Genomic DNA, 25,793 nt, shown 5'->3' with positions numbered 1-25,793 from the left:
GGCCGGAGAAATCGGTGGCCGGACACCCGGCTCCGCGGGCACCATCCAGGGGTGACGACGTTGTTCCTGATGGTCGGCCTGCCGGGCGCCGGCAAGACCACGGAGGCCCGGCGGCTCGCGGCGGAGCACGGCGCACTGCGCCTGACGCCCGACGACTGGATGCTCCCCCTGTTCGGCACGGCGGAGGCGGACGGGAAGCGCGACGTGCTGGAGGGGCGCCTGCTCTGGCTCGCCCTGGAGGCGGTCCGGCTGGGCACCGACGTCGTGGTGGACTACGGCTGTTGGTCCCGGGACGAGCGCTCCGCGATCCGCTGGCTGGTGGAGGCGGAGGGCGCGTGCTTCCGCATGGTCTACCTGCCGGTGGACGACGCCACCCAGCGCGCCCGGATCGCCCACCGCTGGGCGACTTCCCCCGAGGAGACGTTCCCGATGACCGAGGCCGACATCCGGCACGGGCGGGCGCACTTCGAGGAGCCCGACGCGGCGGAGCTGGAGGGCCGCGGGCCGGTCGGCCCGCCCCCCGGCCCGGTGGACTGGCGGCGGTGGGCCGCCCACCGGTGGCCGTCGTTCGGCTGACCCGCGCCGACGCGTGGGAGGCCCGGGAGACAGGCCCTAGACTTCCGGCCATGACCACGCCCGACCCCTCCGCCGCGGACCGGCTCGCCCGGATCGTGCAGCTCTCCTCCGGGAGCTACCTGCTCGTCACCACGTACAAGAAGGACGGCACCGCCGTGCCGACCCCGGTGTGGGTGGTGCGCGACGGGGAGGCGCTCGGTGTCTGGACCGTCGCGGACTCCTGGAAGGTCAAGCGGATCCGCAACCGCGCCGACGTGCTGGTCGGTCCCTGCGACGTCAAGGGCCGCCCGACCGGCGAGCAGTACCCCGCCACCGCCGAGATCCTTGGCCCCGAGCGCACCGGCGCCTACCGCACGCTGCTGCGCCAGAAGTACGGCTTGCTGGGCGTGCTCACCCTGCTCGGCAGCCGGCTGCGGCGCGGCGAGCGCGGGACCGTCGGCATCCGGATCACGCTGACGGACTGACGGCGGCCCGGACGCCATCCGCCGCCGGGACACCGACCGCCGCCGGGACGCCACCCGTCGGCCGGACGCCTGCCACCCCACCCCGGCAGGCCGACCGCCGCTGCGCGGCCGTCCGGGCGTGGCAGGCTGGCGGCCATGGAACAGAACGAGGCCGCGCCGCCGCCCCTGCTGGTGGTCGACGGCGCGAACGTGGTCGGCTCCGTCCCGGACGGCTGGTGGCGGGACCGGCGGGGCGCCGCCGGGCGGCTGCGGGACGCCCTGGTCCCACTCGCCGCCCGGGGCCTGCCGGAGCTGCCCGGCCCGCTGGAGGTGGTCCTGGTGGTGGAGGGCGGCGCCCGGGGTGTCGCCGGGCTGCCCGAGGTCCGGGTGGTCGAGGCGGACGGCAGCGGGGACGACCGGATCGTGGAGCTGGTCCGGGCGGCGCGGGCCGAGCACCCGGAGCGGGCCTGCCTGGTGGCCACCGCCGACCGCGGACTGCGGTCCCGGGTCGGCGCCCTCGGCGCCGCCGTGACCGGGCCGCGCACTGTGCGGCCGTAGCGCCGGGCCCCGACCAGGTGACCCGGAGCCCGGCGAGGAACCGTACCGCGCCTGCGGGGAACGGTCCGGCCGGCGAAGCGGGCGCTTCGCCGGCCGGATCACCTCGATGAGGCGTGACGGTCAGAAGACGAGCTTCCAACCGTCGAGGCGGCCCGAGTCGCCGCGGTACACGTCCTGCACCCGGAGCCGCCAGGTGCCCTTGGCGGGCTGGGCGGAGGCGTCCACCGTGTAGGTCGCGACGACGTTCTCGGCCGAGTCGCCGAGGTTGCTCTTCTTCAGCGGGTACACGGTGCCGTCCGGGCCGACCAGGTCGATGGCCAGGTCACCGCGCCAGGTGTGCTTGATGTCCACGGACACCCTGAGGTCGCTCGGCGCCTGGCCGGGGAGCCGGTCGACGGCGATGTCCGAGAAGACCGCCGGGCCGCCGTCCGGGATCGGCAGGGGGGTGGTGTTCGCGAAGATGCCCGCGGAGACCTTCCAGGAGAACGTCGTCGTCAGGCTGCTGTGGTGGGAGGCCTTGGCGGTGAGGGTGACCGGGTACGTGCCGGGAAGGGCCGGGACGCCGGTGACGCGGCCGGTGACCGGGTGGAGCGTCAGGCCCAGCGGGAGGCCGGTCGCGTGGTAGGTGACGACGCCGGGGTTGAAGTTGACGGCCTTCACCTGGAGATCGGCGGCGGTGCCGATCGCGGTGATCTGGCTGTCGACGGGGTCCAGCAGGAGGCCGTCGACGACGCGCGGGCCGACGTTGATGGCCGCCCAGGCGTTGGCGACGTTCTGGTAGGTCGCGCTGGTCGACCCGTAGAGGTCGGCGGTGGCCTTCAGAGTGGCGACCCGGGCGGCCGCGTAGTTGGTGGACGAGGTCATGTAGGTGGTGAGCGCCCGGTACCAGATCTTGGTGGCGGCGTCCCGGCCGATGCCGGTCACCGGCAGGCCGTCGGAGGTCGCGGAGTCGTAGGCGACGCCGTTGACGGTCTTGGCGCCGCTGCCCTCGGAGGCCAGGTAGAACCAGTGGTTGGCCGGCCCGGAGGAGTAGTGCACGTCGACGGAGCCGAGGTCCGCCGACCAGTAGTCCCTGGACTTGCCGTCCTTGGACGGCTTGTCCATGTAGCGCAGCGGGCTGCCGTCGCCCCTGATGTCGATCTTCTCGCCGATCAGGTAGTCGCCCTGGTCCTGGGGGTTGTTCGCCCAGAACTCGATCGCGGTGGCCATGATGTCGGAGGTGGCCTCGTTCAGGCCGCCGGACTCGCCGCTGTAGACCAGGTTCGCGGTGGCGGAGGTGACGCCGTGGGTCATCTCGTGGCCGCCGACGTCGATCGAGGTCAGCGGCTTGACGTTGCCCGCGCCGTCGCCGTACGTCATGCAGAAGCAGGCGTTGGACCAGAACGCGTTGACGTAGTTCTTGCCGTAGTGGACCCGGGTGTACGCGGCGACGCCGTCGTCCTTGATGCCGTTGCGGCCGTGGACGTTCTTGTAGTAGTCCCAGGTGAGTTGGGCGCCGTAGGCGGCGTCGACGGCGGCGGTTTGCCGGTTGGCGACGGTGCCGTCGCCCCAGGTGTCGGTCGGGTTGGTGAACAGCGTCCTGGTGCCGGTGGTGCCGTTCAGGTCGTAGGTGCTGTGGCCGCCGCGGGTGTTGTCGGTCATCGCGAAGCCGCCGCCGGCCGCCGTGGTGCCGATGTCGACCTGGCCGGAGTACTTGCTGTTGCCGACACCGGTCTCGATGCCCTGGTACTCGAAGATCTTCTTGCCGGATGCGGCGTCGGTGATGACGTGCAGTTCGGACGGCGTGCCGTCCTCCTGGGTGCCCGTCACGACCGTCTCCCACGCCAGGCGCGGGGTGCCGGAGGCGGCCCAGACCACCTTGCGGGCGTCGTCGGCGGCCGGCTCCGCGACCTTCGCCTCCCCGGCGCTCTCCAGCGCGAGGCCCTTCGCCGCCTCCGCGCTCTCCTTGGGCGCGGTGTCGACGGCGATGCTCGCCTCGGTGGCCTTGTCGACGCCCTTCGTGGAGCCGTCCGGCGCGGTGTGGACGACCAGGTCGCCACCGAGCACCGGCAGTCCGTCGAAGGTCCGCTCGTAACGGGTGTGCACGGTGCCGTCCGCGTCCTTGGTGACGCCCCGGACGACCAGCGCCTCCTTCGACTCCAGGTTCAGCGAGGCGGCGGTCTTCGCCAGCGACGCGTCGGCGGAGGCCAGCAGATCACCGCGCTGCTCCGGCGAAAGCTCCACCGGCAGCGCGCCGGCGAAGGCCCGGGCCTCGGCGGAGGCCACGGCGGGAGTCTCGTCGGCGGCGGCGACGCCGGACGTCAGAGCGGTCACCACCATCGCGGCGCTGGCTATCAACGCGCCTGCGGCGGTGGCCTTTCGGAAGGATCGAGTCACACGGAACTCCTTCTGCGACGGCCGGGTTCGGGGCGGCCGGAGTCAGCCGGGCGGCGAGCGTGGTGCCGCCCGGTAGAGCTGGTGGTCCGAACGGGTGGAACGGTGTGTCCGACCCGACCCGACGCGATCGCCGCGTCGGGTGGTGCGCGTGCGACGGCAAGGGCCTCTGCCGCGATGGGACGGTACAGTGCCAGCTTTGGTGGGAACGCGTCACCCCGTGCGGCGACAAGTTGGCCGAAATCCCTTCGCCATCAACCTAATGTCGAGGTGATGATCCGTCAGCAGACGGGCAAATGCGGGAGAAAAGGCGGGCAGCGCCGACGGCGCCCCACCGTCCCCGGCTCCTCGGCCGTCATCCGATTGTTCGCGCACTGTTTCCGAGCTTCCGGGAACCGGCCGGGGTGGCCGTCCGACTGGTGGGGCGTGAGTGCGAAGTCGCCGGGTGTCCGGCCGTTGAGTGTGCTGGCGGGGTTCCTCCTGCTGCTGGTGGTGGTGTTCGCGGTGGCCTACGGGGTGGGGCGGCAGGTGGGGCCGGTGTCGCCCGGGCTGCGGCCCGCCGACGGGGGCGGCGCGCCGCCCGGGGCGGGTGGGCACGACATGGGCGGCATGCGGTGAGCGCCGTCGCGGAGCCCGTGGTCGCCACCGATCTGGCGGTCGGCGGGATGACCTGCGCCGCCTGCGTGGGCCGGGTCGAGAAGCGGCTGGCCCGGATCGAGGGTGTGACGGCCGGGGTGAACCTGGCGACCGGGCGGGCCCGGGTTCTGCACCCGGCCGGGGTGCCGGTCGGCGAGCTGGTGGCGGCGGTCGAGCGGGCGGGCTACACCGCCGCGCCGCTGCCCGCGGGGGCGCCGGTCGGGGTGGCGGCCGAGGAGCCGGACGAGCGGTGGCGGCTGCTGGTCACCGCCCTGCTGGCCGTCCCGGTGCTGGTGCTGTCGATGGTGCCGTCGGCGCAGTTCACCGCCTGGCAGTGGGTCTGCTTCGGGCTCGCCGTGCCGGTGGTGACCTGGGGGTCGGCCGGCTTCCACCGCCGGGCCCTGCGGGGCCTGCGGCACGCGGCGGCGACCATGGACACCCTGGTCAGCCTGGGTGTGGTGGCCTCCTTCGGCTGGTCGGCGTACGCGCTGTTCCTCGGCGGGGCCGGGGATCCGGGCATGCGGATGCCGTTCTCGCTGACCGCCGACGGCGGCGGCACCGCGCACGTGTACCTGGAGGCGGCGGTCGGCGTGCCGCTGTTCGTGCTGGCCGGGCGGCTGCTGGAGGGCCGGGTGCGCCGGCGCAGCGGCTCCGCGCTGCGGGCGCTGGCCGAGCTGGGCGCGAAGCAGGTCTGCCTGCGGGACGCGGACGGCGAGGAGCGCCTGGTGCCGATCGAACTGCTGCTGCCCGGGCAGGAGTTCGTGGTGCGGCCGGGCGAGCGGGTGGCCACCGACGGGGTGGTGGTCGAGGGCGGTTCGGCGCTCGACCTGAGCCTGCTGACCGGGGAGAGCGTGCCGGTCGAGGTCGGCCCCGGGGCCCTGGTGGCGGGGGCGACGGTGAACGTCGGCGGCGCGCTGGTGGTCCGGGCCACGGCGGTCGGCGCGGACACCCAACTGGCCCGGATCACCGCGCTGGTGGCGCAGGCCCAGGCGGGCAAGGCGCGGGCGCAGCGGCTCGCGGACGCGGTGGCCGGGGTGTTCGTGCCCTGTGTGCTGGCGGTCGCGGCGAGCGTGCTGGGCTTCTGGCTGGGGGCGGGCGCCGAGCCGCAGGCGGCGGTGACGGCGGCGGTCGCGGTGCTGGTGGTGGCCTGCCCGTGCGCGCTCGGGCTGGCCACACCGACGGCGCTGCTGGCGGCGACCGGACGGGGCGCGGAGCTGGGCGTGCTGGTGCGCGGCCCGGAGGTGCTGGAGAGCCTGCGCCGGGTGGACACGGTGGTGATGGACAAGACCGGGACGCTGACCACCGGCCGGATGGAGCTGGCCGCCGTCACCACCGCGGGCGGTCTCGCCGAGGACGAGGCGCTGCGGCTGGCCGGCGCAGTCGAGCACCGCTCGGAGCACCCGATCGGCCGGGCCGTCGCGGCGGCCGCCCGGGAGCGCTGCGGGCCGCCGCCGGCCGTGGAGGGCTTCGCGGCCACCACCGGGCTCGGGGTGTCCGGGACGGTCGGGGGCCGGGCCGTCCGGGTGGTGCGGCCGGACGACACCGTCCTGCCGCCGGCCCTGGCCGAGGCGGTCGCGCGGGCCGGGGAGACGGGCCGCACGGCCGTCGCGGTCGAGCTGGACGGGCGGCCGGCGGCCGTCCTGGAGGTCGGCGACACCGTGCGGTCGGGCAGCTGGCGGGCGCTCCACCGGCTGCGCGGGCTGGGCCTGGAGACCGTCCTGCTGACCGGGGACGGCCCCGGCGCCGCCCGCGCGGTGGCGGCCGAACTGGGCATCGGGCGGGTGCACGCCTGCGCCTCCCCCGAGCGCAAGGCCGAGGTGGTGGCCGAGCTGCGCGCCTCCGGCCGGACGGTGGCGGTGGTCGGCGACGGCGTCAACGACGCGGTGGCACTGGCCTCGGCGGACCTCGGGGTGGCCCTGGCCTCCGGCAGCGACGCCGCGATCGGTGCGGCCGGGCTGACCCTGGTGCGCGGCGACATCGAGGCGGTGGTGGACGCCGTACGGCTGGCGCGGCAGACCCTGGCGACCATCCGGGCCAACCTGCTCTGGGCCTTCGGCTACAACCTGGTGCTGATCCCGCTGGCGGCGGTCGGGCTGCTCAACCCGATGCTGGCGGCGGTCGCGATGTCGCTCAGCTCGCTGCTCGTGGTGGGCAACAGCCTGCGGCTGCGCACCTGGGAGCCCGGGCACGGACGGCGCCGGGGAGGCCGTCGGTGAAGGCGGTCGGACGGCTCGGGGTGGTCGGCCCGCCGGTCGGCGCGGCGGCGCTGGCCCTGGTCCTGCTCTCCGGGTGGACGGCGGTCGGCGGGGCCGGCCGCGCCCGCCCGGTGGAGGCCGGGCCGGGCTGGGTGCTGCTGCCCGCGGCGGGCGCGGCCTCCGCCACCGCGGCCTTCTTCACGGTCCGCAACCCGGGCGACGTACCGGACGAACTGACCGGTGCCAGTTGGCGGTTCGGCGGCCGGATCACCCCGAAGCGGCACCTGCACCAGGGCGCGGCGGGCCGCTGGGAGGCGGCCCCGGCGCTCCCGGTGCCGGGCCGCGGCGAGCTGCGGATGACCCCGGAGGACGCCGACCTGATGATCGCCGACCCGCCGCCGCTGCGGGCCGGCCAGTGGGTGGAGTTCACCCTCACCTTCCGTCACAGCCCGCCGCTGCGGCTCGCCGCCCAGGTGCTGCCCGCGGCCGAGCGGCCGCGCTGAGCGGGGCACGGGCCGAGCCGGCTGCTGGGCGACGGCCACTGGGCAGCGGCTACTGGGCGACGGCTGCTGGGGAACGGCTGCTCAGGAACCCCCGAGGGTCTCCTCGGCGGACCGCCGCGGGGTGGCCGCACCGGGCGGGCCGTAGCCGGCCCGCAGCACCAGCTGGACGTGGCCCGGCCCGGCGGCCGGGTCGCGCAGCGCCCAGCGGGTGTCCGGCCACTCGATCGCCTGGTGCCAGACGGTGAGCCGCACCCCGTGCACCGTGGCCAGCAGCCACACCCTCTCCAGCGCCTGCCCGGTGCGCAGCCAGTCCAGCGGGCCGTCGCCGGGGGTGCTGAGCGTGCACAGCTGGGGCAGCGCCTCGAAGCGCTGGGACGGCTGCTGCCCGGGGGCCACCGGCGGGCGGCCCGCGAACCCGCGCATCGGCACCCGGGCGTCGTGGTCCTGCGGGCCGAGCGCGGCCTGCGGGATGCCGTCCCCGGCGGTGCCGTCGTCGGGCCGCAGCCAGGCGCGGGACTCGGCGGTGCGGGCCGGGTCGGCGGCGTTGCGGCGCTCGGCCTCGGCGGTGAGCGCCTGCACCCGCCGTACGCCCTCCTCCTCCAGCACGGTCAGCACGACGCCCTCCTCGCGGGCGGCGTCGATGAGCTCGCCGACCACCGTTTCGGGCACGTCGCGCTGGGTGAAGGGCAGGCGGCTGGAGTGCCGGGCGGCGACGGCGGGGTAGAGGTCGCGGCCGAACGGCGTCTGCTCGGCGGCCGGGCGGGAGAGGTCCAGCACGGCGAGCAGCCCGGGCTCGGCGGCGTCCGGCAGCAGCCGCACCAGCGGTTCGCGGTCCAGCCGCCCGGCCGCCACCCGCAGGTTGAACACGGCCGCGCCGACCGCGATGTGCACCGCGGCGCCGACCGGGTCGGCCAGCGGTACGGAGCGCCCGGTGTCGGCGTACACGGCGAGCCCGCGCCCGTCCGGGGTCGGCGTGAAGCGCCAGGGCTGGCTGTTGTGCAGCGACGGCGCGGCGCCGCCGGCCGCGGCGAGCAGGCGCAGGTCGGCGGCGCTGAGCATCGGGGTGAGGGCCGGGTCGAGCGTCATGGCGATGCACTCCTTCAACCGCGGGGCTTCGGCTTCGACCGCCGGGTCCGCGCGCGTGCCCGGAGGTCCCGCTGCTTCCGAGGGTGCGCGCCCGGCACGGGCCGGCGAAAGGGCCCTTGGGCCTGTTCCTCCGGCCGCCCCCAGGCGTTCGCAGGCCTGGGGAGGGCCCGTCCGGTGGATCGGGACGGGGGCGGATCCACCGGACGGGCCGCCCGTCACCCGTGCGGAACGACCGCGACGGGGGCCTCGGTGTGGTGCAGGACGGCGTGCGCGACCCGGCCGAGCCGGGGGCCGAGCTCGATCGGGCGGCGGCCCCGGCCGACCACGACCAGCGCGGCGCCGGCCGAGGCCTCGACCAGGGCGCGGGCGGCGCCGAGCTGCACGTCCTCGACCACCTCGACGTCCGGGTGCCGCTCGCGCGGCCCGGCCAGGGCGAGCGTCAGCAGCTTGGCCTCCAGCGCCTCCAGCTGCGCGAGCTCGGCCGCCGGGACGGCGCCGCCCGCGTAGCCGAACACCGGCGGCAGCTCCCAGCCGTGCACCGCCCGGACCCGGGCGCCGCGCAGGGCCGCCTCGCGGAAGGCGAAGTCGAGCACCTCGGCCTCCGGGGTGTGGGCGTCGACGCCCACCACCACCTCGCCCGCGCCCTCCGCGCCGGCCTCGCGCACCACGACCACCGGCACCGGGCTGCGCCCGGCCACCGACCTGCTGACCGAGCCCAGCAGCAGCCCGGTGAAGCCGCCGCGGCCGCGCGAGCCCAGCACCAGCAGCTCCGCCTCCTCGGCGGCGGCCACCAGACCGTCCACCGGTGCGTCCAGCACGGCGTCGGTCTCCACGGCCAGCTCCGGGTGCGGACCGCGGACGTCCTCGGCGGCCTCGGCCAGGATGCGGCGGACGGCCTCGGGCAGCGTGTCCGGCTCGGCGAAGGACGACACGCCGTCGGTCAGCCACGGCCAGGCGTGCACCAGGCGCAGCGAGGCGCCCCGGCGCGCCGCCTCGGTGGCGGCCCAGCGGGCGGCCGCGGTGCTCTGCGGCGATCCGTCGACCCCGGCCAGCACGGTTGACGTCATGAGTCCTCCTCCACACTGTCGACACGCTGTCGACGCTCGGCGGTTCGGTGCGGGCCGCGGTGCGCTCTGACGCCCCGTCCGCTCCTCCCCCACCCTGGCAGCGGTGCACGGCCCGGCGGCAGAGGCCGCAGGACCCTCCGCGACGGGACGAAAGGCCCGCCCGACGGAGCCTACGGCCGACCCCGCCGTCCCCACCGCCGACACGATGGCGCTGCCGGGAACACGGCGGTCCCGCCGATCGGACGGCACTCGGTCCCGGCCGGGCGCCGGGGCCGTCAGCCGTCAGCCCCGCAGGGCGCGCAGGAAGCCCAGGAGGTGGGCGTTGAACTCGGCGGGCCTTTCCATGTTCGGGTAGTGCGCGGTGCCCTCGACGGTCACCGCGCGGCCGTCGACGACGGTGCGGCAGACCCGTTCGGCCAGGCCGATGTGGTCCACCGAGTCGATGCCGCCGTTGATCGCCAGCAGCGGGACGGTGATGCCGGTCAGCCGCTTCCAGGTGTCGGTCACCGGCACCAGGTACTGGGGCTCGTCGGGGGTGTGCTTGGCGACGGTGTGCCGGGTCATCTCCTTGAGCCGGCGCACCACTTCGGGGTCGACCTCGTCCAGGCCGCGGTACGGACCGGAGGCGAGCCGGGTGAACGAGTCGAGCCAGCGCTCGCCGTCCCCCTCGGCGAGCGCGGCGCCCTGCTCGGCGGCGAGTTCGCGCAGCCACGGGTCGTTGAACTCGGACTCGCCGGTGCCGTTGCCGCTGATCACCAACGCGCGGACCAGCTCGGGGTGTTCGAGCGCCAGGTCGAGGGCGATCGTCCCGCCCATGGAGAGCCCGACCACGGTGACCGGGCCGAGGCCGAGGTGGCGCAGCAGGTCCGCCAGGTCGTCGGCGGGGCGGAACGGCCGCCTCGCGTTGTCGGAGGCGCCGTGGCCGCGGGTGTCCGGTGCGATCACCCGGTGTTCGGGCAGCAGGGCGGGGAGCTGGTCCGCCCAGCTCCGGTGGTCCAGCAGGCCGCCGTGGAGGAGCACCAGCGGCTCGCCCGAGCCGGCGTCGAGGTAGGCGAGGCGGCCGTGGCCGCTGTCGAACGAATGCAGGTCGAAGGTCGATCCGGGGGCAGCGGAGTACGTCATGACGACAATTTTAGGTCGGACGACCTATATTTGTCTCCCATGAGCACCGACCCCGTGGGCGACGGCCTGCCCGTACACCCCACCTTCCCCTCAGACCGCCTCAGCCACAACCCCGACGGCCCCGTCCTGCTGGTCGGCGGCTACGGCACCGTGGGCGCCGAACTCGCCCGACTCGCCTCCCCCGCCTGGCCGTTGCTGCTCACCGGCCGCTCCGAACGGCGCGGCGCCGCCCTGGCCGCCGAACTGGGCGACGCCACCGTCCGGCGCTGGGACCTCGCCGACCCCGAGCCGTTCGGCGCCGCCGTCCGGGCGGTGGTCGGGGTGGTCAACGACCCGGACGACCGGGTGCTGCGGGCCGCCGTCCGCGCCGGCGTCCCGTACGTGGACGTCACCCGCTGGACCGCCCGGCTGCAGCGCGCGGCCACGCTCGCCGCCCTGCTGCGCCCGACCGCCCCGGTGCTGCTCTCCTCCGCCTGGATGGGCGGGGTGACCAGCCTGGTCGCCGCCGCCCTGGCGGACCGGCTGGGCGGCGCCGAGCGGATCGAGACCGCCGTCCGCTGGGACCTCGCCGACCGGGCCGGCGCCGACTCGGTGGAGTTCATGGACCGCCTCGGGCTCGACTACGAGGTGGTGCAGGACGGCCTGCGCCGCTCCGTCACCCCGCTCAGCCGCCCCCGCACCGTCCGGATCGGGGACTCCCCGACCCTGGTCGCCGGGATCGACACCCCCGAGCAGTTCACCCTCCCGCTCACCCTGGGCGCCACCACCGCCACCACCCGGATCGGCTTCAGCTCCCGCTCCTCCACCACCGCCCTGCTGGCCGCCCGCCGCGCCGGGTTCTTCCGCTGGGGGCGCGGCGAGCGCTGGCAGGGCGCCCGCCGCGCCCTGCTGTACTCCCCCGGCGAGGGCGGCACCGCCCGGCTGCGCGTCGACGTCGGCTCCGGCGGGCGCACCCTCACCGCCACCGTCGAGGACCGGGCCGGACAGGCCCGGCTCACCGCCGTCGGCGCCCTGCTCGCGCTGCGCCGGACGCTCGGCACCGACGGCGCCCCGCCGCCCGCCGGGGTGGCCTTCCCGGAGCAGACCCCCCTGCCCGGGCGAGTCCTGGGAGCCCTCGCGGCCCTGGACGTCACCGTCACGGTCTCCGCGGCCGACGGGCGGCCCGGTACGGAGGCGGCGGCATGAGCAACACCCGGGGCCTGAGCGGCAAGGGCGCCCAGCGGCGCGAGCAACTGCTGAACACGGCCGAGGAGTTGCTGGTCACCACCGGCGGCAGCGAGCTGTCCATGCGGGCGGTGGCGGCTGCCGCGGGCGTGCGCCTCGGCCACCTCCAGCACTACTTCCCGACCCACGCCGAGCTGGTGGGCGCCGTACTGGAACGCGTCCTCGGCCGCTCGGCGGAACGGCTCGCCCCGCTGCTCGACCCCGGCCGCGACGAGGACGACCTGATCCGCGCCCTCCTCGCCGAGCAGCAGGACGCCCGCCTGGTCCGGCTGTTCGCCGAGCTGTGGGCACTGGCCGCCCGCGACCCCTCGGTGGCCACCGCCGTCCAGGCCTTCTACACCCGCTACCGGGACCTGGTCGTCTGCTTCCTCGCCGAACGCCGCCCGGCCCTCGGGGAGGACGAACGCCGGGCCCGCGCCCAGGTGTTCATCATGCTGATCGAGGGCGCCTCGCTCTTCCGCTCCGGCCTGGCCGGCGCCCCGGAGACCTCGGCGGACACCGAACTCCTGCGCACCGCCCGGGGGTTGCTGGGACTGTGAGGGAGCCGAACCGCCCCGGAGGGAGCCGGGCGGCCGGGTCAGAACCGGCCGGCGCGCAGCACGGAGGACTGCGGGGCGGCGGAGGCCTGGCGCAGCTCGGTGGCGATCAGGGCGGCCTGCACCCGCCGCTCGACACCGAGCTTGGCGAGCAGCCGCGATACGTGGTTCTTGACGGTCTTCTCGGCGAGGTAGAGCCGCTCGCCGATCTGCCGGTTGGTCAGGCCCTCGCCGATGAGCTCCAGGACCTCCTGCTCGCGCGCGGTCAGGCCCGGCCCGGTGGTGACCGGCTGGGCCGGCTCGGCGTCGCTGCGCAGCCGGTTGAGCAGGCGGGTCGCGGCGCCCGGGTCCAGCATCGAGCGCCCGGAGGCGACGGTGCGGACGGCGGCGACCAGGTCGGTCCCGCTGATCTGCTTGAGCACGTAGCCGGCGGCACCCGCCATCACGGCGTCCAGCAGCGCCTCCTCGTCGTCGAAGGAGGTCAGCATCAGGCAGGCCAGCCCGGGCATCCGCGAGCGCAGCTCACGGCAGACCGAGACGCCGTCGCCGTCGCCCAGCCGGACGTCCAGCACGGCCACGTCGGGCCGCAGGGCGGGCACCCGGACGAGCGCCTGCTCGGCCGTCGCCGCCTCGCCGACCACCTCCAGGTCCGGCTCGCTGTCCAGCAGGTCGTGCACGCCGCGGCGCACCACCTCGTGGTCGTCCAGCAGGAACACCCGGACCGGTGCCGAGGCCTCGGCACCCTCCGTCTTGGTCGCCATCATGATGCGGCTCCGCCTTCGTCACACCCCCGCACACTCCCAGCGGGGCCCAGGGCATCCTCCCCCGGATCCGGCCGCCGCCCCAGGGCCCAACGGCCCCATTCGGACCGGGCCCCGGTGCCCTGGGCCCGGAGCCCCGCCCCCGCCCCCGCCCCCGCCCCCGCCCCCGGCAACGGGCACCCGGCTGTCGGCGCGGGCGCCTCAGCGCCCCTGCCGCCGTACATTGCCCAGCCCCATCAGCAGGAAGGCGAGCGCGACGCCCGCGCCGCTGACCGCCGCGAGCACCACCCGGGGCACCACCGCGCCGCCGCCGGACAGCAGGATGGCCGCCGCCCCCAGCGAGGCGACGGCCGCGCCGACCACCAGCCACCCGGCCAGCACCAGCGCCGGCGGCCGGTCGGAGCGCGGGGCGGGCCCGGCGTCCAGGGCGGCCCAGCGGGCGGCCGCCTCCCGCACCTCCCGGCGGCGGTCGCCCAGGGCCCGCAGCCGCAGCGCCGCGCCGCCGACCAGGCCGGCGAGTGCGATCTGCGCGGCGGGCCGCCAGTCCGGCAGGACGAGCAGCAGCCCGCCCGCCAGCGCGAGCCCGGCCCACCACAGCACGCAGGCCGCGGCGGCCGTACGGGTGGAGCGCGGTCGGTCGGCGCCGGCCTGGAGGTCGGCGATGGCGGGCAGGTACCAGACACAGCCGCTCGCGGTGAGGGCGGCGGTGCCGATGGCGAGAACGGTGTGGTTCACGACCCGGCCTTCCTGGTCACGAAGGGGTGGCGAGAGTGGACGGGCCGTCCCCGCCCGCCCGGCGGCGGCGAGGCGGGCGGGGACGGCGTTCGGTACGGCGGAACTCAGCCGCCCGACGGCGGGTCGGCGGGCCCGGCGGCCGGGGCCTCGGCGGCGAGGGCGGCGGCCGCCCGGTCCGCCCGGCTCAGCGGCCGGTCGTACTTCGCCGGCTCCACGCCCTCCAGGTGCTTGGCGGGCTCCCCGCTGTGCTCCAGCACGTCCCGGGCCGCGATGTCCGGGTGGTGGAGGTCGAAGGCCGGGGATTCGGAGCGGATCCGCGGCAGCTTCACGAAGTTGTGCCGCGGCGGCGGGCAGGAGGTGGCCCACTCCAGCGAGCGGCCCCAGCCCCACGGGTCGTCCACGGTGACCTTCTCGCCGTACTTGGCGGTCTTCCAGACGTTGTAGAGGAACGGCAGGATCGACAGGCCGAGCAGGAACGAGCCGATGGTGGAGACGGTGTTCAGGGTGGTGAAGCCGTCCGACGCCAGGTAGTCGGCGTAGCGGCGGGGCATGCCCTCGGCGCCCAGCCAGTGCTGGACCAGGAAGGTCGAGTGGAAGCCGACGGTGAGGGTCCAGAAGGTGATCCGGCCCAGGCGCTCGTCGAGCTTCCTGCCGGTCATCTTCGGCCACCAGAAGTGGAAGCCGGCGAACATCGCGTAGACCACGGTGCCGAACAGCGTGTAGTGGAAGTGCGCGACCACGAAGTACGAGTCGGAGACGTGGAAGTCGATCGGCGGGGCCGCGAGCAGCACGCCGGTCAGGCCGCCGAACAGGAAGGTGACCAGGAAGCCGACCGTCCAGAGCATCGGGGTCTCGAAGCTCAGTGAGCCCTTCCACATGGTGCCGACCCAGTTGAAGAACTTCACGCCCGTCGGCACGGCGATCAGGAAGGTCATGAAGGAGAAGAACGGCAGCAGGACCTGCCCGGTGACGTACATGTGGTGCGCCCACACCGTCACCGACAGGCCCGCGATGGCCACCGTCGCGGCGATCAGGCCGGAGTAGCCGAACATCGGCTTGCGGCTGAACACCGGGATGACCTCGGAGACGATCCCGAAGAACGGCAGCGCCAGGATGTACACCTCGGGGTGCCCGAAGAACCAGAACAGGTGCTGCCAGAGCATCGCCCCGCCGTTGGCCGGGTCGAAGACGTGCGAGCCGAACTTGCGGTCGCACTCCAGCGCCAGCAGCGCGGCTGCCAGCACCGGGAAGACCAGCAGCACCAGCACCGAGGTCAGCAGCACGTTCCAGCAGAAGATCGACATCCGGAACATCGTCATGCCCGGGGCGCGCATGCAGATGATGGTGGTGATGAAGTTGACGGCCCCGAAGATGCTGCCGAAGCCGGACAGCGTCACGCCCATGATCCACATGTCGGCGCCGACGCCGGGCGAGTGGATCGCGTCGGACAGCGGCGCGTAGAGGAACCAGCCGAAGTCGGCGGCGCCCTGCGGGGTCGCGAAACCGGCCGCGGCGATCAGCGAGCCGAACATGAACAGCCAGTAGGACAGCATGTTCAGCCGCGGGAAGGCGACGTCCGGGGCGCCGATCTGCAGCGGCATGATCCAGTTGGCGAAGCCGGTGAACAGCGGCATCGCGAACAGCAGCAGCATCACCGAGCCGTGCATGGTGAAGGCCTGGTTGAACTGCTCGTTGGAGAGGATCTGCGTTCCGGGCCGGGCGAGTTCGGCGCGCATGACCAGGGCGAGGATGCCGCCGATCAGGAAGAACGCGAACGAGGACACCAGGTACATGGTGCCGATCGTCTTGTGGTCGGTGGTGGTCAGCAGTCTGACCAGGGCCGAACCGGGCCTGCTGGGCCTGACCGCCCCGGCGGGGAGGGCCGTCGGCGGTGAGGTGGGGTCGCCCTGTGCCTGGGTGGCGCTCAAGGACGCGCTCCTTCGGAACGTCGTGCGGATGGGTGGCGATCCATGATCCGAACAGACCGCCTCCGCACCCCAGGGCCCTTCGGCCCGCCCGCCCGGGGCCGCTGGGCCCGAGTTCCCGGGCCCCGACCGGGACCTCCCGACCGCGTGCCCGGGGCCTCACCGGCCGCGCACCCGGGGCCTCCGCACCGCCCGCGCGGGACCTCCCGACCGGCCGTCAGGCTCCAGGCCGCGCCGGCGCCAGCCGGGCGATCTGCCCGCGCTCCAGCGCCGCGTACACCGTGCCGTCCGGGGCGACCGCGATGCCGTGCGGCTCGGCGCCGTCGCCCGGGACCGGGTGGCCGTCGAGCCGCCCGTCCGGGGTGAGCACCCCGATCCGCCCGGCGCCCCACTCGGTGAACCAGAGCCGGCCGTCCGGCCCGGCCGCGATCGCGTGCGGCCGGGCCGAGCGGTCGGCCAGCGGGAACTCGGTCACCCCGCCGTCCACGGTGATCCGCCCGACCAGCCCGCCGCCGATCCCGACGTACCAGAGCGCCCCGTCCGCCCCGGCGGTGATCCCGACCGGCGCGGTGCCCGCGGTGGGCAGCCGATGGACGGTCACCTCGCCGTCGGTGGCGACCCTCGCCACCGCGTCCGCCTGGTTGAGCGTGCACCACAGCGCTCCGTCCGGCCCGGCGGTGATCAGCGACGGGAACGCCCCTTCGACCGGTAGCGGGTACTCCGTCACCTCGCCCCGCACGGTGATCCGCCCGACCCGGTTCGCGTTCAGCTCGGTGAACCAGAGCGCCCCGTCGGGCCCGGCCGCGATGCCGTACGGCCCGGCGTCCGCCGTCGGCACCCCGTACGAGCGCGCCGTCCCGTCCGCGCCGATCCGCCCGATCCGGTGGTCCCGCATCCGGCAGAACCACATCGCCCCGTCCGGCCCCGCCGTGATCACCGAAGGCCCGCATCCGGGCGCCCCGAGGCCGTGGAGCTCGACACCGCCGCCCGCGTCGAGCCGCCCGACCTGCCCGCTGTGCACCAGCGTGAACCAGACGCCCCCGTCCGGCGCCACCGCCACCCCGTACGGCCCGGCCCCCGCCTCGGCGACCTCGATCAGTTCCATGCGACCCCTCCAAGCGCTATCGCGACTCTCGTCGCATTAGCGATCTTCGCACAGCGGTCAGGCCCCGGCAACCGACTTCTCCGCCGCCGGTCCCGGGTCGCCCCGCAGGACCGAGACGACGCCCATGCCCGCGGCGCAGACCGGGACGGCGAGCAGGGCCCCGATGATGCCCGCGATGCCGGAGCCGGCCACCACGGCGACCATGATGGTGGCCGGGTGCAGCTCCACCGTCCGGCTCTGGATGACCGGTTGGAGGATGTTGCCCTCGATCATCTGCACCGCGAGCACCACGCCGAGCGCCCACAGGGCCGTGCCGAGACCGCCGTCGGCGAGGGCCACCAGCACCGCCACCGTGCCGGACAGGAAGGCGCCGACGAAGGGGATGTAGGCGCCCATGAAGACCAGCGCCCCGAGCCCCGGCGCACCCGGAACACCGAGGGCGACCAGGCCGACGGTGATGAAGCCCGCGTCGATCAGGGCGATCAGGGTGGTGCCGCGCATGAACCCGGCCATCGCGGCGAAGGCCCGCTCGGCGCAGGCGATCACGGTCGTGGCGCTGCGCTCGGGCAAATAGGAGCGGATGGCGTCGCCGGTGCGGTGGCCGTCCCGGAGGAAGAAGAACACCAGGGCGAGCGACAGCACCCCGCCGGCGATCAGCTGGGTGAGCAGGCCCAGCCCGGAGAGCACCCCGCTGGTGAGGGTGGAGACCAGCGAGTCGGTCTCGCCCTTGGCGTTGCTGAGCGCGTGCTGGATCTTCGCGCCGAACGGGCCGAGCCAGTCGGCCAGCCGCTCCCCGGCCTCCTGGAGCGAGGAGGCGATCTGCGGGGCGCTGTGCACCAGGGAGTTGACCAGCAGCGCCAGCACCCCGCCGACCGCGCAGACCAGCACGGTGCAGGTCAGTCCGGCGGCCAGGCCCCGCCCGACGCCCCTGCGCACCAGCCAGGGCACCACCGGGTGGAGCAGCGAGGCGCCGAGCAGCGCCAGGACGAACGGCACGGTCGCGGCCCGCAGTTCGACCAGCGCGAAGACCGCCAGCGAGGCGACGGCGATCAGCAGGATCACCGCCACCGACCAGGCCGCCGCCTGCCGCAGCGCGGGCGGCAGCATCAGGTACGGCCTGCGGTGGTCCGGCGGCCGCTGCTCGCCGGGCTCGCGCTCCACGGACACGGCCACCTCCGCCGGGGTCGTCGGGGATTCCGGACCGCCCCAGCTCAGCAGAGGTTCCGACGGCCCGCGCGGCGGACCTGCCGGGAGTACCCGAACGGACTACCCGGGCGCCTGGAACCGCACCACGCCGTCCTCGCCCGCCCCCGCGAACGCCAGCACCCGCCGCGCCTCGGCTTCCGCCGCCTGCCGGTCGGCCCGCCCCAGCGGCGCGAACGGTACGACGTCCACCTCGCGTTCGCCGGTCAGCCGCCAGGTGCCGGCGACCAGCCCGTCCACCAGCAGCGTCCCGGGCACGATGCCGTTGCGGGTCATCACCCGGCCCCGGTGCTCCTCGGGCAGCACCCGGGTGCGGTCGGCGTGCGAGAGCAGCAGGTTGTCGAAGGGCGCGACCAGCCGTACCGGCGCCGGGGTGTCCGGGTCGGGGCGGGGCGCCTCGGGCAGGTCGTAGAGCTGCCGGCCCCGCTCGTCGCGGAAGGCCAGGAGCCGCGGAGCGAGCCGCCGCAGCACCGGGGCGAGGCCGGCCAGGCCGCACCACTGGCGCAGGTCCGCCGCGGAGGCCGGGCCGAAGGCGGCGAGATGGCGCAGCACCAGGCCGTCCGGGTCGGGCGACGGATCGAGCGGTCGGCCGAGCCAGGCTTCGGCGGTGGTGTGGGCGGCCGGGCCGCCGCGCCCCCACAGCCCGCGCGGTGGGACCTGCACCAGCGGCAGCCGGCAGCGGGCGGCCTGGGCGAGGGCGGCCGGGTCGCGGTCCGGCCGGCTCTGCGCGAGCAGCGCGCCGAGCTGCTGGAAGGTGCGCGGCTCCGCCTCGACCAGGGCGCGGGCCTCGGCGGCCAGCGCGTCCAGGTCCAGCCCGGCGAGCCGCTTGCCGTAGGTGGTGCGCAGCGCCTGGTCCAGCATCGGCTGGAGGAGCGGGCGCAGTGTCCGGCAGTCCTCGGCGGTGACCAGGTGGATGGTGCCGCGGTGGAGGGCGATCCGGACCGCGGCCCGCTGCTCCAGCAGCGTGCTCAGCCGCTCGGGCGTGAAGCCGTCGAGCCGGGCGAGCAGGCCGAGGTAGGGCGGCTGGGGCGCGGCCTGGGCCTGGAGTCCGCCGAGGTGGTGGATGACGGCGGCGGGCGGCTGGTCAGTGCGGGCGAGCAGGTGCTGGCGGGCCAGCAGGGCCCGGCCGAGCGCCCGCCGCCCGAGGACCGGGCCGGTCACCGGCGGCCGTCCAGCACCGAGCGCAGGACGCCGATCCGGTTGGAGGTGATGGAGGCGACGCCGCTCCCGCGCAGTCGGCGCATGGTGCGGCGCAGGTCGGCGGTCCAGGTGGAGACGGCGAGTCCCTCGTCCGTCGCGGCGGCGGTGAACTCGGGGGTGACCAGCCCGAACGGCGGGTTGAGGTAGCGCGGGCGCAGGTCGTCCAGCAGGGCGCGCACGGGCATCCGGGGCTGCTTCCAGGTGAGCGCGAGCTCGGCGTCCGGGCTCAGCTCGCGCACGGCGAGCATGGCGGCGGCGGGGCCGCAGAAGGCGACCGCCCGTTCGGCGCCGAGCGCGGTGACCACCGACCAGGTGGCGGCGGCCGGCGCTGCGTCGTCCAGGTCGATCAGCAGCCGGCGGCCGTCGACGGCGGCCACCGCCTTGACCGCCTCGGCGAGGGTGGGGACGGCGAGCGGGCCGTGCCGCAGCTCCGCCAGCTGGTCGGCGGTGACCCGGTCGATCGGGCGCGGGTCGCCCCACAGCCGCTCCAGGGTGCGGTCGTGCAGCAGCACGGGCACCCGGTCGCGGGTGAGCCGGACGTCCACCTCGACGGCGTCCGCCCCGGCGGCGAGCGCGGACTCGACGGAGGGCAGGGTGTTCTCGCGGAACCGGTACGGGTCGCCGCGGTGGGCGACGGCGAGCGGCTTGGCTGCGGCGTTCATCGGAGGCCTCCAAGGAAGCCCCGGCTTCAGGCCGGGGAGGAATTGGACTTCCCGCGTGGCGGGATACGGGATAGCCACGCCACCATCAAGGCGGTCCGGCAGCTGGAAAATGATGATCCGTCACACACCCACAGGCCCAGGCGATACGGTGTGAGCGATGACCACTCACGTGAAGAGGGCGTACAAGTTCCGCTTCTACCCGTCCGATGCGCAGGCAGCTGAACTGTCGCGCACGTTCGGGTGTGTGCGAAAGGTCTACAACCTGGCTTTGCAGGCCAGGACTGAGGCGTGGGCGCTGCGCCGGGAGCGCATTACCTACAACCAGACATCGGCCATGCTCACCGCTTGGAAGAGGACCCAGGAGCTGGCGTTCCTCGACGAGGTGTCGTCGGTGCCGTTGCAGCAGACATTGCGGCACCTGCAGACCGGCTTCACCAACTTCTTCGCCAGGCGAGCGAAGTACCCGAGCTTCAAGTCGAAGAAGAAGTCCCGCGACAGCGCCGAGTACACCACCAGCGCGTTCCGCTACCGAAATGGCGGACTGACGCTGGCGAAGATGGCGGAGCCCCTGGACATCGTGTGGTCGCGCCCGTTGCCCGAAGGGTCGTCGCCGTCGACGGTCACCGTCTCCCGGGATGCCGTCGGCCGGTGGTTCGTCTCGATACTGGTCGACGACCCCGGCATCAAGCCGCTGCCCGGGCTTGACACGGCGGTAGGGATCGATCTCGGAATCACCAGCCTGGCAACGCTTTCCACCGGCGAGAAGATCGCCAACCTGGGCCATGAGCGCAAGGACCGTGAGCGCCTGGCCAAGGCGCAGCGGGACCATGCCCGCAAGGCCAAGGGCTCGAACAACCGCGAGAAGGCCCGGCGCAAGGTCGCCCGCATCCATGCCCGGATCGCCGATCGGCGCGGGGACTTCCTGCACAAGCTCACCACTCGACTCGTCCGTGAGAACCAAACGGTCGTGATCGAGGACCTGTCGGTCCGCAACATGCTCGCCAACCACAAGCTCGCCCGCGCCATCAGCGACGCGAGCTGGGCCGAGTTGCGAACCATGCTGGAGTACAAGGCGCGGTGGTACGGGCGGGACCTGGTCGTGATCGACCGCTGGTTTCCCTCGTCCAAGCTGTGCTCGGCTTGCGGCACCCTGCGAGGCAGTATGCCGCTGAACGTCCGCGAGTGGACGTGTGGCTGCGGGACGACCCATGATCGGGACGTGAACGCGGCCAAGAACATCCTGGCCGCCGGACTGGCGGTTGCAGCCTGTGGAGACGGTGTAAGACCTCAACGGAGCACTCCGGGCGGGCAGTCGTCGGTGAAGCAGGAAACCTCCCGACCGCAGCACACACGCGCAGCGGCTCAGCCGCGAGGCTGAGGGGACTCCCCCTCCTTCGGGAGAGGGAGGAAGTCAACGGATCCTTCGGGTGAGCCAGGGGGTGAGGCTGTGGACGCCGACGTCCTCGCGGTAGCTCGGCTCCCCGGGGACGGTGACGATCAGCGTGGTGGACGGCGGGAAGGTGCGCGCCCGGACGTGCACCAGGTCGGACCAGACGGCGTTCAGGAAGCCGGGGACGCGGTCGCGGTCGACGTCGAAGGGGACGCCCTCGACGGTCACGGTGACCTCGTCGTGGGTGAACAGCCGGACGGTGACGGCGGGGCGGCCGTCGAACTCCAGCAGCGCCTCGTGCGGGAGGCCGGCCGGCTCGTCCGCCGGGCCGTCCGGACCGACCAGCCCGGCGAAGGTCCGGTCGCGGCCGATGTCGTGCTCGGCGCGGACGGTGCGGCCGTGCCGGCCGGCCACGGCCTCGATCGCGAGCACGGCGCTCTGGGTGGTCGGCAGGTGCGGGGGCGGCATCCGGGCCTCTCCTTCGGTTCCGGGACTCGGGCGGCTCGTGCGGGGAGGGCTAGGGAATTGTCAGACACGCCCTAGCGCAGTTCGACCATCACGTTGGTGGACTTGACGACCGCCGTGGCGGGTGCGCCGGGGACCAGCTTCAGCTCCTCCGCCGACTCCCGGCTGATCAGCGACACCACCCGGAACGGCCCGGCCTGGATCTCCACCTGCGCGGCCACGTCGCCGAGCACCACGTGGGTGACGATCCCCGGGAAGCGGTTGCGGGCCGAGGACGGCCGGCCCTCCGCCTCGGCGTTCTCCGGCCGGGCCAGCTCCCGGGCGAAGGCGGCGAGTTCGGCGCCCGGGATGATCCGGTGCCCGTTCTCGTCCCGCGCGGCGGCGACCCGCCCGGCGTCCACCCAGCGCCGCATGGTGTCGGCGCTGACGCCGAGCAGCGCCGCGGCCTCGCCGATGCGGTACGGGTTGGCCGGCACCTCGGGCTGGCCCATGTGCGTCTCCTGACCGTGGTTCGGGATCCGGGGACGGGTGCCCCCGCGCCATCCTGCCGTACCGGCGGCGCGGGTGATCACCCGAGGGCGGCGGACCGGCGCTACGGCTCGCCGAAGAGGTCGCGCCGCACCGCGTCCCCGGCGGTGAGCACCGCCCCGGCGAGCACCGCGCCGCCGCCCGCCGTGCCGGCCCGCACCTCGGTGCTGAGCGGGGAGAGCCGGGCCAGCCGCCGTTCGACCCGCCGGGCCAGCTCCGGTCCGCCGGCCCGGCCGGTCTCGCCGCCGAGCACCACGCAGCCGGGGTCCAGCACCACGCAGACGCCGGCCGCGCCGATCGCGATCCGCTCGGCCAGCTCGTCCAGGAAGCCGTCGCCCGCCGCGCCGGCCGACAGCGCGGCCCGGACGACGGCCTCGGCGGCGGGGGCGTCGTCCGCCGGGTCCGCCGGCAGTCCGTGGGCGCGGGCCAGCGCGCAGATCGCGGCGCTGCCGACCAGTCCGTGGAAGCCGCCCTCGCAGCTGTCGGCGCTGGGCAGGCCGACGGTGCCGGGGACGGGCAGGAAGCAGATCTCGCCGGTGCCGCCGGAGAAGCCCCGGCGCAGCCGCCCGTCCAGGATCACGGCGGCGCCGACGCTGTGGCCGAGCCACATCAGGACGAAGGTGTCGCGGTCGCGAGCGGCGCCGACCCGGTACTCGGCCCGCCCGGCCAGGTTGACCTCGTTCTCGAGGATCACCTCGGTGCCGGGCAGGTCCCGCAGCGCGGCGAGGAGTTCGGCGTGCCAGGCGGGGAGCTTGCCGGTGCTCTGCAGCCGTCCGGTGGCCGGGTCGACCAGCCCGGGGGCGCCGACGGCGACGGTGTGCAGCCGTTCGACGCCGGCGCCGCGGGCGGTCTCCCGCAGGGCGGCGACGACGGCGCCGGCGGTCTCCGGGCCGCCGTCGCCCTCGACCGGGACCTCGGCGGTGGCGAGGCTGCGCCCGGCCAGGTCGGCGACGACCAGGCTGACGCCGCCGGAGCGGACGTCGAAGGCGGCCAGGTGGGCCCGGGACGCGACCAGCGCGTAGAGCCGGGCGTTGGGGCCGCGCCGCTGTTCGCCGCGCTCGCCGACGACGGCCACCAGGCCGGTGCGCTGGAGGCGTTCGAGCAGGTCGGCGACGGTCGGCCGGGACAGGCCGGTGAGGTCGCGCAGCTCGGTCGCGGTCAGGGGGCCCTGTTCGAGCAGCAGGTTGAGTGCCAGCCGGTCGTTGATCGCCCGGGCGGTGCTCGGCGTGGCCGTACGCGCGATGGTCATGGCAGATCATCCTTCCAGAGCATTTCTATCAGGGTCCCTTCCTGATAATTTATCCACCGTCACAGGGCACTGTCGCGCCCCTCGTCGCGCGACCGGGAGGGAACACCGAATGAGCGGGACCACCGCACCACCGCCGGAGCCGCTGACCGCCCCGCGCCGGGCCCGGGCGGGCATCGCCCTGGTCTTCTGCGTGCACGGGGCCGTCAGCGGCAGCTTCGTCACCCGCATCCCGTGGATCCAGGACCGCCTCGACCTCTCCGCCGGCCAGCTCGGCCTGGCCCTGGTCATGCCCGCCATCGGCTCCTCCCTCGCCATGCCGCTGGCCGGCCGCTTCGTGCACCGCTACGGCGGCCGGGCGGCGGTGCGCGGGCTGATCTCGCTCTGGTGCCTGGCCCTCGCCCTGCCCGCGCTCGCCCCCTCGCTGCCCGCGCTGTGCGCCGCCTTGCTGGTGTACGGCGCCACGGCCGGGATGGCGGACGTCGCGATGAACGCCCAGGGCGTGGAGATCGAGGAACGGCTCGGGCGCTCGATCATGTCCGGACTGCACGGGATGTGGAGTGCCGGCGGCCTGCTGGCCTCCCCCTTCGGCATCCTCGCCGCCCACCTGGAGCTGGACGCCCGGCTCCAGCTGGCCGTCACCGCGCTGATCCTGCTCGCCCTCGCCCAGCCCGTCTGCCGCGCCCTGCCCGACATCCGGGCGCACGAGGGCGCGGAGGAGCCGCCCCGGTTCGCACTGCCGCCGCGCAGCTCGCTGGTGATCGGGCTGGTCGGCTTCTGCGCGGTCTTCGCCGAGGGCGCCTCGATGGACTGGAGCGGCGTCTACCTGCGGGACGTCACCGGCGCCTCGGCCACCGTCGCCGCCGCCTCGTACACCGCCTTCTCGCTCACCATGGCGGTCAGCCGGCTCGCCGGGGACGCCGCGATCCGCCGCCTCGGCGCCGTCCGCACCACCCGCATCGGCGGCGCCGTCGCCACCGCCGGCGGCCTGCTGGTGGTCGCCGCGGACAGCCCGGCGCTGGCCATCCCCGGGTTCGCCCTCATCGGCGTCGGCATCGCGGTGATCGTCCCGCTCGCCTTCGCCGCGGCCGGCCGGATCGGCACCAACCCCAGCCAGGCCATCGCGGGCGTCGCCACCGTCACCTACACCTCCGGCCTGATCGCCCCCGCGGTCATCGGCGCCCTCGCCCAGGCCACCTCGCTGACCGTCTCCTTCACCCTGGTCACCGCGCTCGCCTGCGCCCTGCTGCTGAGCGCCGGGGCGCTGAAGCTGGCCGAACGGAACTCCGGCGACGGGAACGTGACCGCAATGTCACCGGAAAAGCCTTCCGGAAAAGATCTCTCCGCGATATGATGGTGAATTCCCGAGGGAATTCCCCGCTAAGGTCTCGAACCGCCGGGCGCACACCGCGCCCGGCGGTTCTCGCGTTCCACGAGAGGAATTCCCCGTGTGCTACGACCCGAATGCCGCCCCGCCCGCCTTCAGCCCCGCCCGGTGGCCGCCGGCCGAGGCCGCCCCGCTCACCCTGACCTCGGCCGACGGCACCCGCTTCGGCGCCTTCCTGGCCCGCCCCGAGGTCGCCACCGGGCCCGGCGTGCTCGTCCTGCCGGACAACAAGGGCCTTTCCGCGTTCTACCGGCAGACCGCCGCCCGGCTCGCCGAACAGGGCCACCCGGCCCTCGTCCTCGACTATTACGGCCGCACCGCCGGGGCCTTCCCGGAAAAGCGCCCGGCGGAATTCGGCGAAATGCCGGGCCTGCTCCCCCACCTGCTCGCGCTCACCCCCGGGGGACTGGACGACGACATCACCGCCGCGCTGGAACGGCTGCGCGCGGTCGGGCCCGCCGAGGTGGTCGCGCTCGGCTTCTGCTTCGGCGGCCGGCAGGCCTTCCGCACCGCCGCCCCGCGCTTCGGCCTGGCCGGCGCGGTCGGCTACTACGGCTACCCGGACGCCCTCCACGGCGCCCCGGGGCCCACCCAGCTGGCCGGGGAGCTGACCGCCCCGGTCCTCGCCTTCTGGGGCGGCGCCGACGAGCACATCCCGGCCGGCACCGTCGACGCCTTCGACGCGGCGCTCACCGCGGCCGGCTGCCCGCACGAGTTCGTCCGCTACCCGGGCGCACCGCACAACTTCTTCGAGAGCGCCGCCGTCGAGCACGCCGACGCGGCCCGGGACTCGTGGCGGCGCCTGCTGGCGTTCCTCGCCGGGCCGCGCTGAACCGGGGCCGCACCGAACCCGGGCGGCGCTGTTCA

25 protein-coding genes are annotated in these 25,793 nt (G+C 75.1%); 11 read left to right on the top strand and 14 right to left on the bottom strand.

All coding sequences use genetic code 11. The features are described from left to right. Positions 1–51 precede the first annotated feature (51 nt). The 3 genes from ACFY0X_RS02190 to ACFY0X_RS02180 all read left to right on the top strand — a co-directional run bounded on the left by ACFY0X_RS02190 (position 52) and on the right by ACFY0X_RS02180 (position 1,577). Complete coding sequence (locus ACFY0X_RS02190) at positions 52–576, top strand: AAA family ATPase (protein ID WP_387747823.1); 525 nt, start codon at positions 52–54, stop codon at positions 574–576. Between the two features lie 50 nt (positions 577–626). Then, complete coding sequence (locus tag ACFY0X_RS02185) at positions 627–1,040, top strand: PPOX class F420-dependent oxidoreductase (protein ID WP_387747821.1); 414 nt, start codon at positions 627–629, stop codon at positions 1,038–1,040. A 135-nt stretch (positions 1,041–1,175) separates the two neighbouring features. Further along, positions 1,176–1,577 carry an NTP pyrophosphohydrolase gene (locus tag ACFY0X_RS02180; RefSeq protein WP_387747819.1) on the top strand — a complete coding sequence of 134 codons (402 nt, stop codon included), beginning with the start codon at positions 1,176–1,178 and terminating at the stop codon, positions 1,575–1,577. 120 nt (positions 1,578–1,697) lie between these two features. On the opposite strand, the gene ACFY0X_RS02175 is transcribed toward ACFY0X_RS02180, so the two are convergent. After that, positions 1,698–3,896, bottom strand: a complete 2,199-nt coding sequence (locus ACFY0X_RS02175; protein WP_387748067.1) for a M4 family metallopeptidase — start codon at positions 3,894–3,896, stop codon at positions 1,698–1,700. Between the two features lie 510 nt (positions 3,897–4,406). Here ACFY0X_RS02175 and ACFY0X_RS02170 point away from each other — a divergent pair. The 3 genes from ACFY0X_RS02170 to ACFY0X_RS02160 are packed head-to-tail and all read left to right on the top strand — an operon-like array spanning position 4,407 to position 7,284. Next, a complete protein-coding gene (locus ACFY0X_RS02170) occupies positions 4,407–4,568 on the top strand; it encodes a hypothetical protein (protein ID WP_387747817.1) in 162 nt (53 codons plus the stop codon). After that, complete coding sequence (locus ACFY0X_RS02165) at positions 4,565–6,802, top strand: heavy metal translocating P-type ATPase (RefSeq protein ID WP_387747815.1); 2,238 nt, start codon at positions 4,565–4,567, stop codon at positions 6,800–6,802. The genes ACFY0X_RS02170 and ACFY0X_RS02165 overlap by 4 nt, the downstream gene beginning before the upstream one ends. Then, on the top strand, positions 6,799–7,284 hold the full coding sequence (locus tag ACFY0X_RS02160; RefSeq protein ID WP_387747813.1) for a copper chaperone PCu(A)C: 486 nt from the start codon (positions 6,799–6,801) through the stop codon (positions 7,282–7,284). Before ACFY0X_RS02165 ends, ACFY0X_RS02160 begins: the two co-directional genes overlap by 4 nt. Positions 7,285–7,365: 81 nt before the next feature. Here ACFY0X_RS02160 and ACFY0X_RS02155 read toward each other — a convergent pair whose 3' ends face one another. The 3 genes from ACFY0X_RS02155 to ACFY0X_RS02145 form a co-directional block, all read right to left on the bottom strand. Further along, on the bottom strand, positions 7,366–8,370 hold the full coding sequence (locus tag ACFY0X_RS02155; protein ID WP_387747811.1) for an Acg family FMN-binding oxidoreductase: 1,005 nt from the start codon (positions 8,368–8,370) through the stop codon (positions 7,366–7,368). Positions 8,371–8,585: 215 nt separating this feature from the next. Beyond that, the gene (locus ACFY0X_RS02150; RefSeq protein ID WP_387747809.1) at positions 8,586–9,437 is read right to left on the bottom strand and encodes a universal stress protein; all 852 of its coding nucleotides are present in this window, start codon (positions 9,435–9,437) and stop codon (positions 8,586–8,588) included. A gap of 282 nt (positions 9,438–9,719) precedes the next feature. Beyond that, the gene (locus ACFY0X_RS02145; protein WP_387747807.1) at positions 9,720–10,559 is read right to left on the bottom strand and encodes an alpha/beta fold hydrolase; all 840 of its coding nucleotides are present in this window, start codon (positions 10,557–10,559) and stop codon (positions 9,720–9,722) included. A gap of 39 nt (positions 10,560–10,598) precedes the next feature. Here ACFY0X_RS02145 and ACFY0X_RS02140 point away from each other — a divergent pair, with 39 nt between their 5' ends. Beyond that, entirely contained in the window at positions 10,599–11,744 is a 1,146-nt protein-coding gene (locus tag ACFY0X_RS02140; RefSeq protein WP_387747805.1) for a saccharopine dehydrogenase, read from the top strand. Next, positions 11,741–12,322, top strand: a complete 582-nt coding sequence (locus ACFY0X_RS02135) for a TetR/AcrR family transcriptional regulator (protein ID WP_387747803.1) — start codon at positions 11,741–11,743, stop codon at positions 12,320–12,322. Before ACFY0X_RS02140 ends, ACFY0X_RS02135 begins: the two co-directional genes overlap by 4 nt. 38 nt (positions 12,323–12,360) lie before the next feature. On the opposite strand, the gene ACFY0X_RS02130 is transcribed toward ACFY0X_RS02135, so the two are convergent. The 7 genes from ACFY0X_RS02130 to ACFY0X_RS02100 form a co-directional block, all read right to left on the bottom strand. Continuing rightward, on the bottom strand, positions 12,361–13,080 hold the full coding sequence (locus ACFY0X_RS02130; protein WP_387748065.1) for a response regulator: 720 nt from the start codon (positions 13,078–13,080) through the stop codon (positions 12,361–12,363). A 201-nt stretch (positions 13,081–13,281) separates the two neighbouring features. Continuing rightward, the gene (locus ACFY0X_RS02125; RefSeq protein ID WP_387747801.1) at positions 13,282–13,815 is read right to left on the bottom strand and encodes a hypothetical protein; all 534 of its coding nucleotides are present in this window, start codon (positions 13,813–13,815) and stop codon (positions 13,282–13,284) included. 104 nt (positions 13,816–13,919) lie between these two features. Next, on the bottom strand, positions 13,920–15,608 hold the full coding sequence (ctaD, locus tag ACFY0X_RS02120; protein WP_387748063.1) for a cytochrome c oxidase subunit I: 1,689 nt from the start codon (positions 15,606–15,608) through the stop codon (positions 13,920–13,922). 349 nt (positions 15,609–15,957) lie between these two features. Continuing rightward, positions 15,958–16,845, bottom strand: a complete 888-nt coding sequence (locus ACFY0X_RS02115; RefSeq protein ID WP_387747799.1) for a virginiamycin B lyase — start codon at positions 16,843–16,845, stop codon at positions 15,958–15,960. Between the two features lie 57 nt (positions 16,846–16,902). Next, the gene (locus tag ACFY0X_RS02110) at positions 16,903–18,012 is read right to left on the bottom strand and encodes an AI-2E family transporter (RefSeq protein WP_387747797.1); all 1,110 of its coding nucleotides are present in this window, start codon (positions 18,010–18,012) and stop codon (positions 16,903–16,905) included. Between the two features lie 99 nt (positions 18,013–18,111). Continuing rightward, a complete protein-coding gene (locus ACFY0X_RS02105) occupies positions 18,112–19,209 on the bottom strand; it encodes a winged helix DNA-binding domain-containing protein (RefSeq protein WP_387747795.1) in 1,098 nt (365 codons plus the stop codon). Then, entirely contained in the window at positions 19,206–19,910 is a 705-nt protein-coding gene (locus ACFY0X_RS02100) for a glycerophosphodiester phosphodiesterase (RefSeq protein WP_387747793.1), read from the bottom strand. The genes ACFY0X_RS02105 and ACFY0X_RS02100 overlap by 4 nt, the downstream gene beginning before the upstream one ends. Positions 19,911–20,067: 157 nt before the next feature. Between ACFY0X_RS02100 and ACFY0X_RS02095 the strand changes: the two genes are divergently transcribed. Continuing rightward, complete coding sequence (locus ACFY0X_RS02095; protein ID WP_387747791.1) at positions 20,068–21,288, top strand: RNA-guided endonuclease InsQ/TnpB family protein; 1,221 nt, start codon at positions 20,068–20,070, stop codon at positions 21,286–21,288. Between the two features lie 33 nt (positions 21,289–21,321). Here ACFY0X_RS02095 and ACFY0X_RS02090 read toward each other — a convergent pair whose 3' ends face one another. The 3 genes from ACFY0X_RS02090 to ACFY0X_RS02080 form a co-directional block, all read right to left on the bottom strand. After that, a complete protein-coding gene (locus ACFY0X_RS02090) occupies positions 21,322–21,768 on the bottom strand; it encodes a hypothetical protein (protein WP_387747789.1) in 447 nt (148 codons plus the stop codon). 71 nt (positions 21,769–21,839) lie between these two features. After that, complete coding sequence (locus tag ACFY0X_RS02085; RefSeq protein WP_387747787.1) at positions 21,840–22,256, bottom strand: molybdopterin-binding protein; 417 nt, start codon at positions 22,254–22,256, stop codon at positions 21,840–21,842. A 101-nt stretch (positions 22,257–22,357) separates the two neighbouring features. Continuing rightward, on the bottom strand, positions 22,358–23,542 hold the full coding sequence (locus ACFY0X_RS02080) for an ROK family transcriptional regulator (protein WP_387747785.1): 1,185 nt from the start codon (positions 23,540–23,542) through the stop codon (positions 22,358–22,360). 109 nt (positions 23,543–23,651) lie between these two features. Between ACFY0X_RS02080 and ACFY0X_RS02075 the strand changes: the two genes are divergently transcribed. Further along, positions 23,652–24,893, top strand: a complete 1,242-nt coding sequence (locus tag ACFY0X_RS02075) for an MFS transporter (protein ID WP_387747783.1) — start codon at positions 23,652–23,654, stop codon at positions 24,891–24,893. A gap of 94 nt (positions 24,894–24,987) precedes the next feature. Continuing rightward, complete coding sequence (locus tag ACFY0X_RS02070) at positions 24,988–25,758, top strand: dienelactone hydrolase family protein (RefSeq protein ID WP_387747781.1); 771 nt, start codon at positions 24,988–24,990, stop codon at positions 25,756–25,758. Positions 25,759–25,793 lie beyond the last annotated feature (35 nt).

Source organism: Kitasatospora sp. NPDC001547 (assembly GCF_042894165.1).
Classification (GTDB): domain Bacteria; phylum Actinomycetota; class Actinomycetes; order Streptomycetales; family Streptomycetaceae; genus Kitasatospora.
Note: the sequence above shows the minus strand (reverse complement) of the source record. Positions and strands in the feature narration are given on the sequence as shown.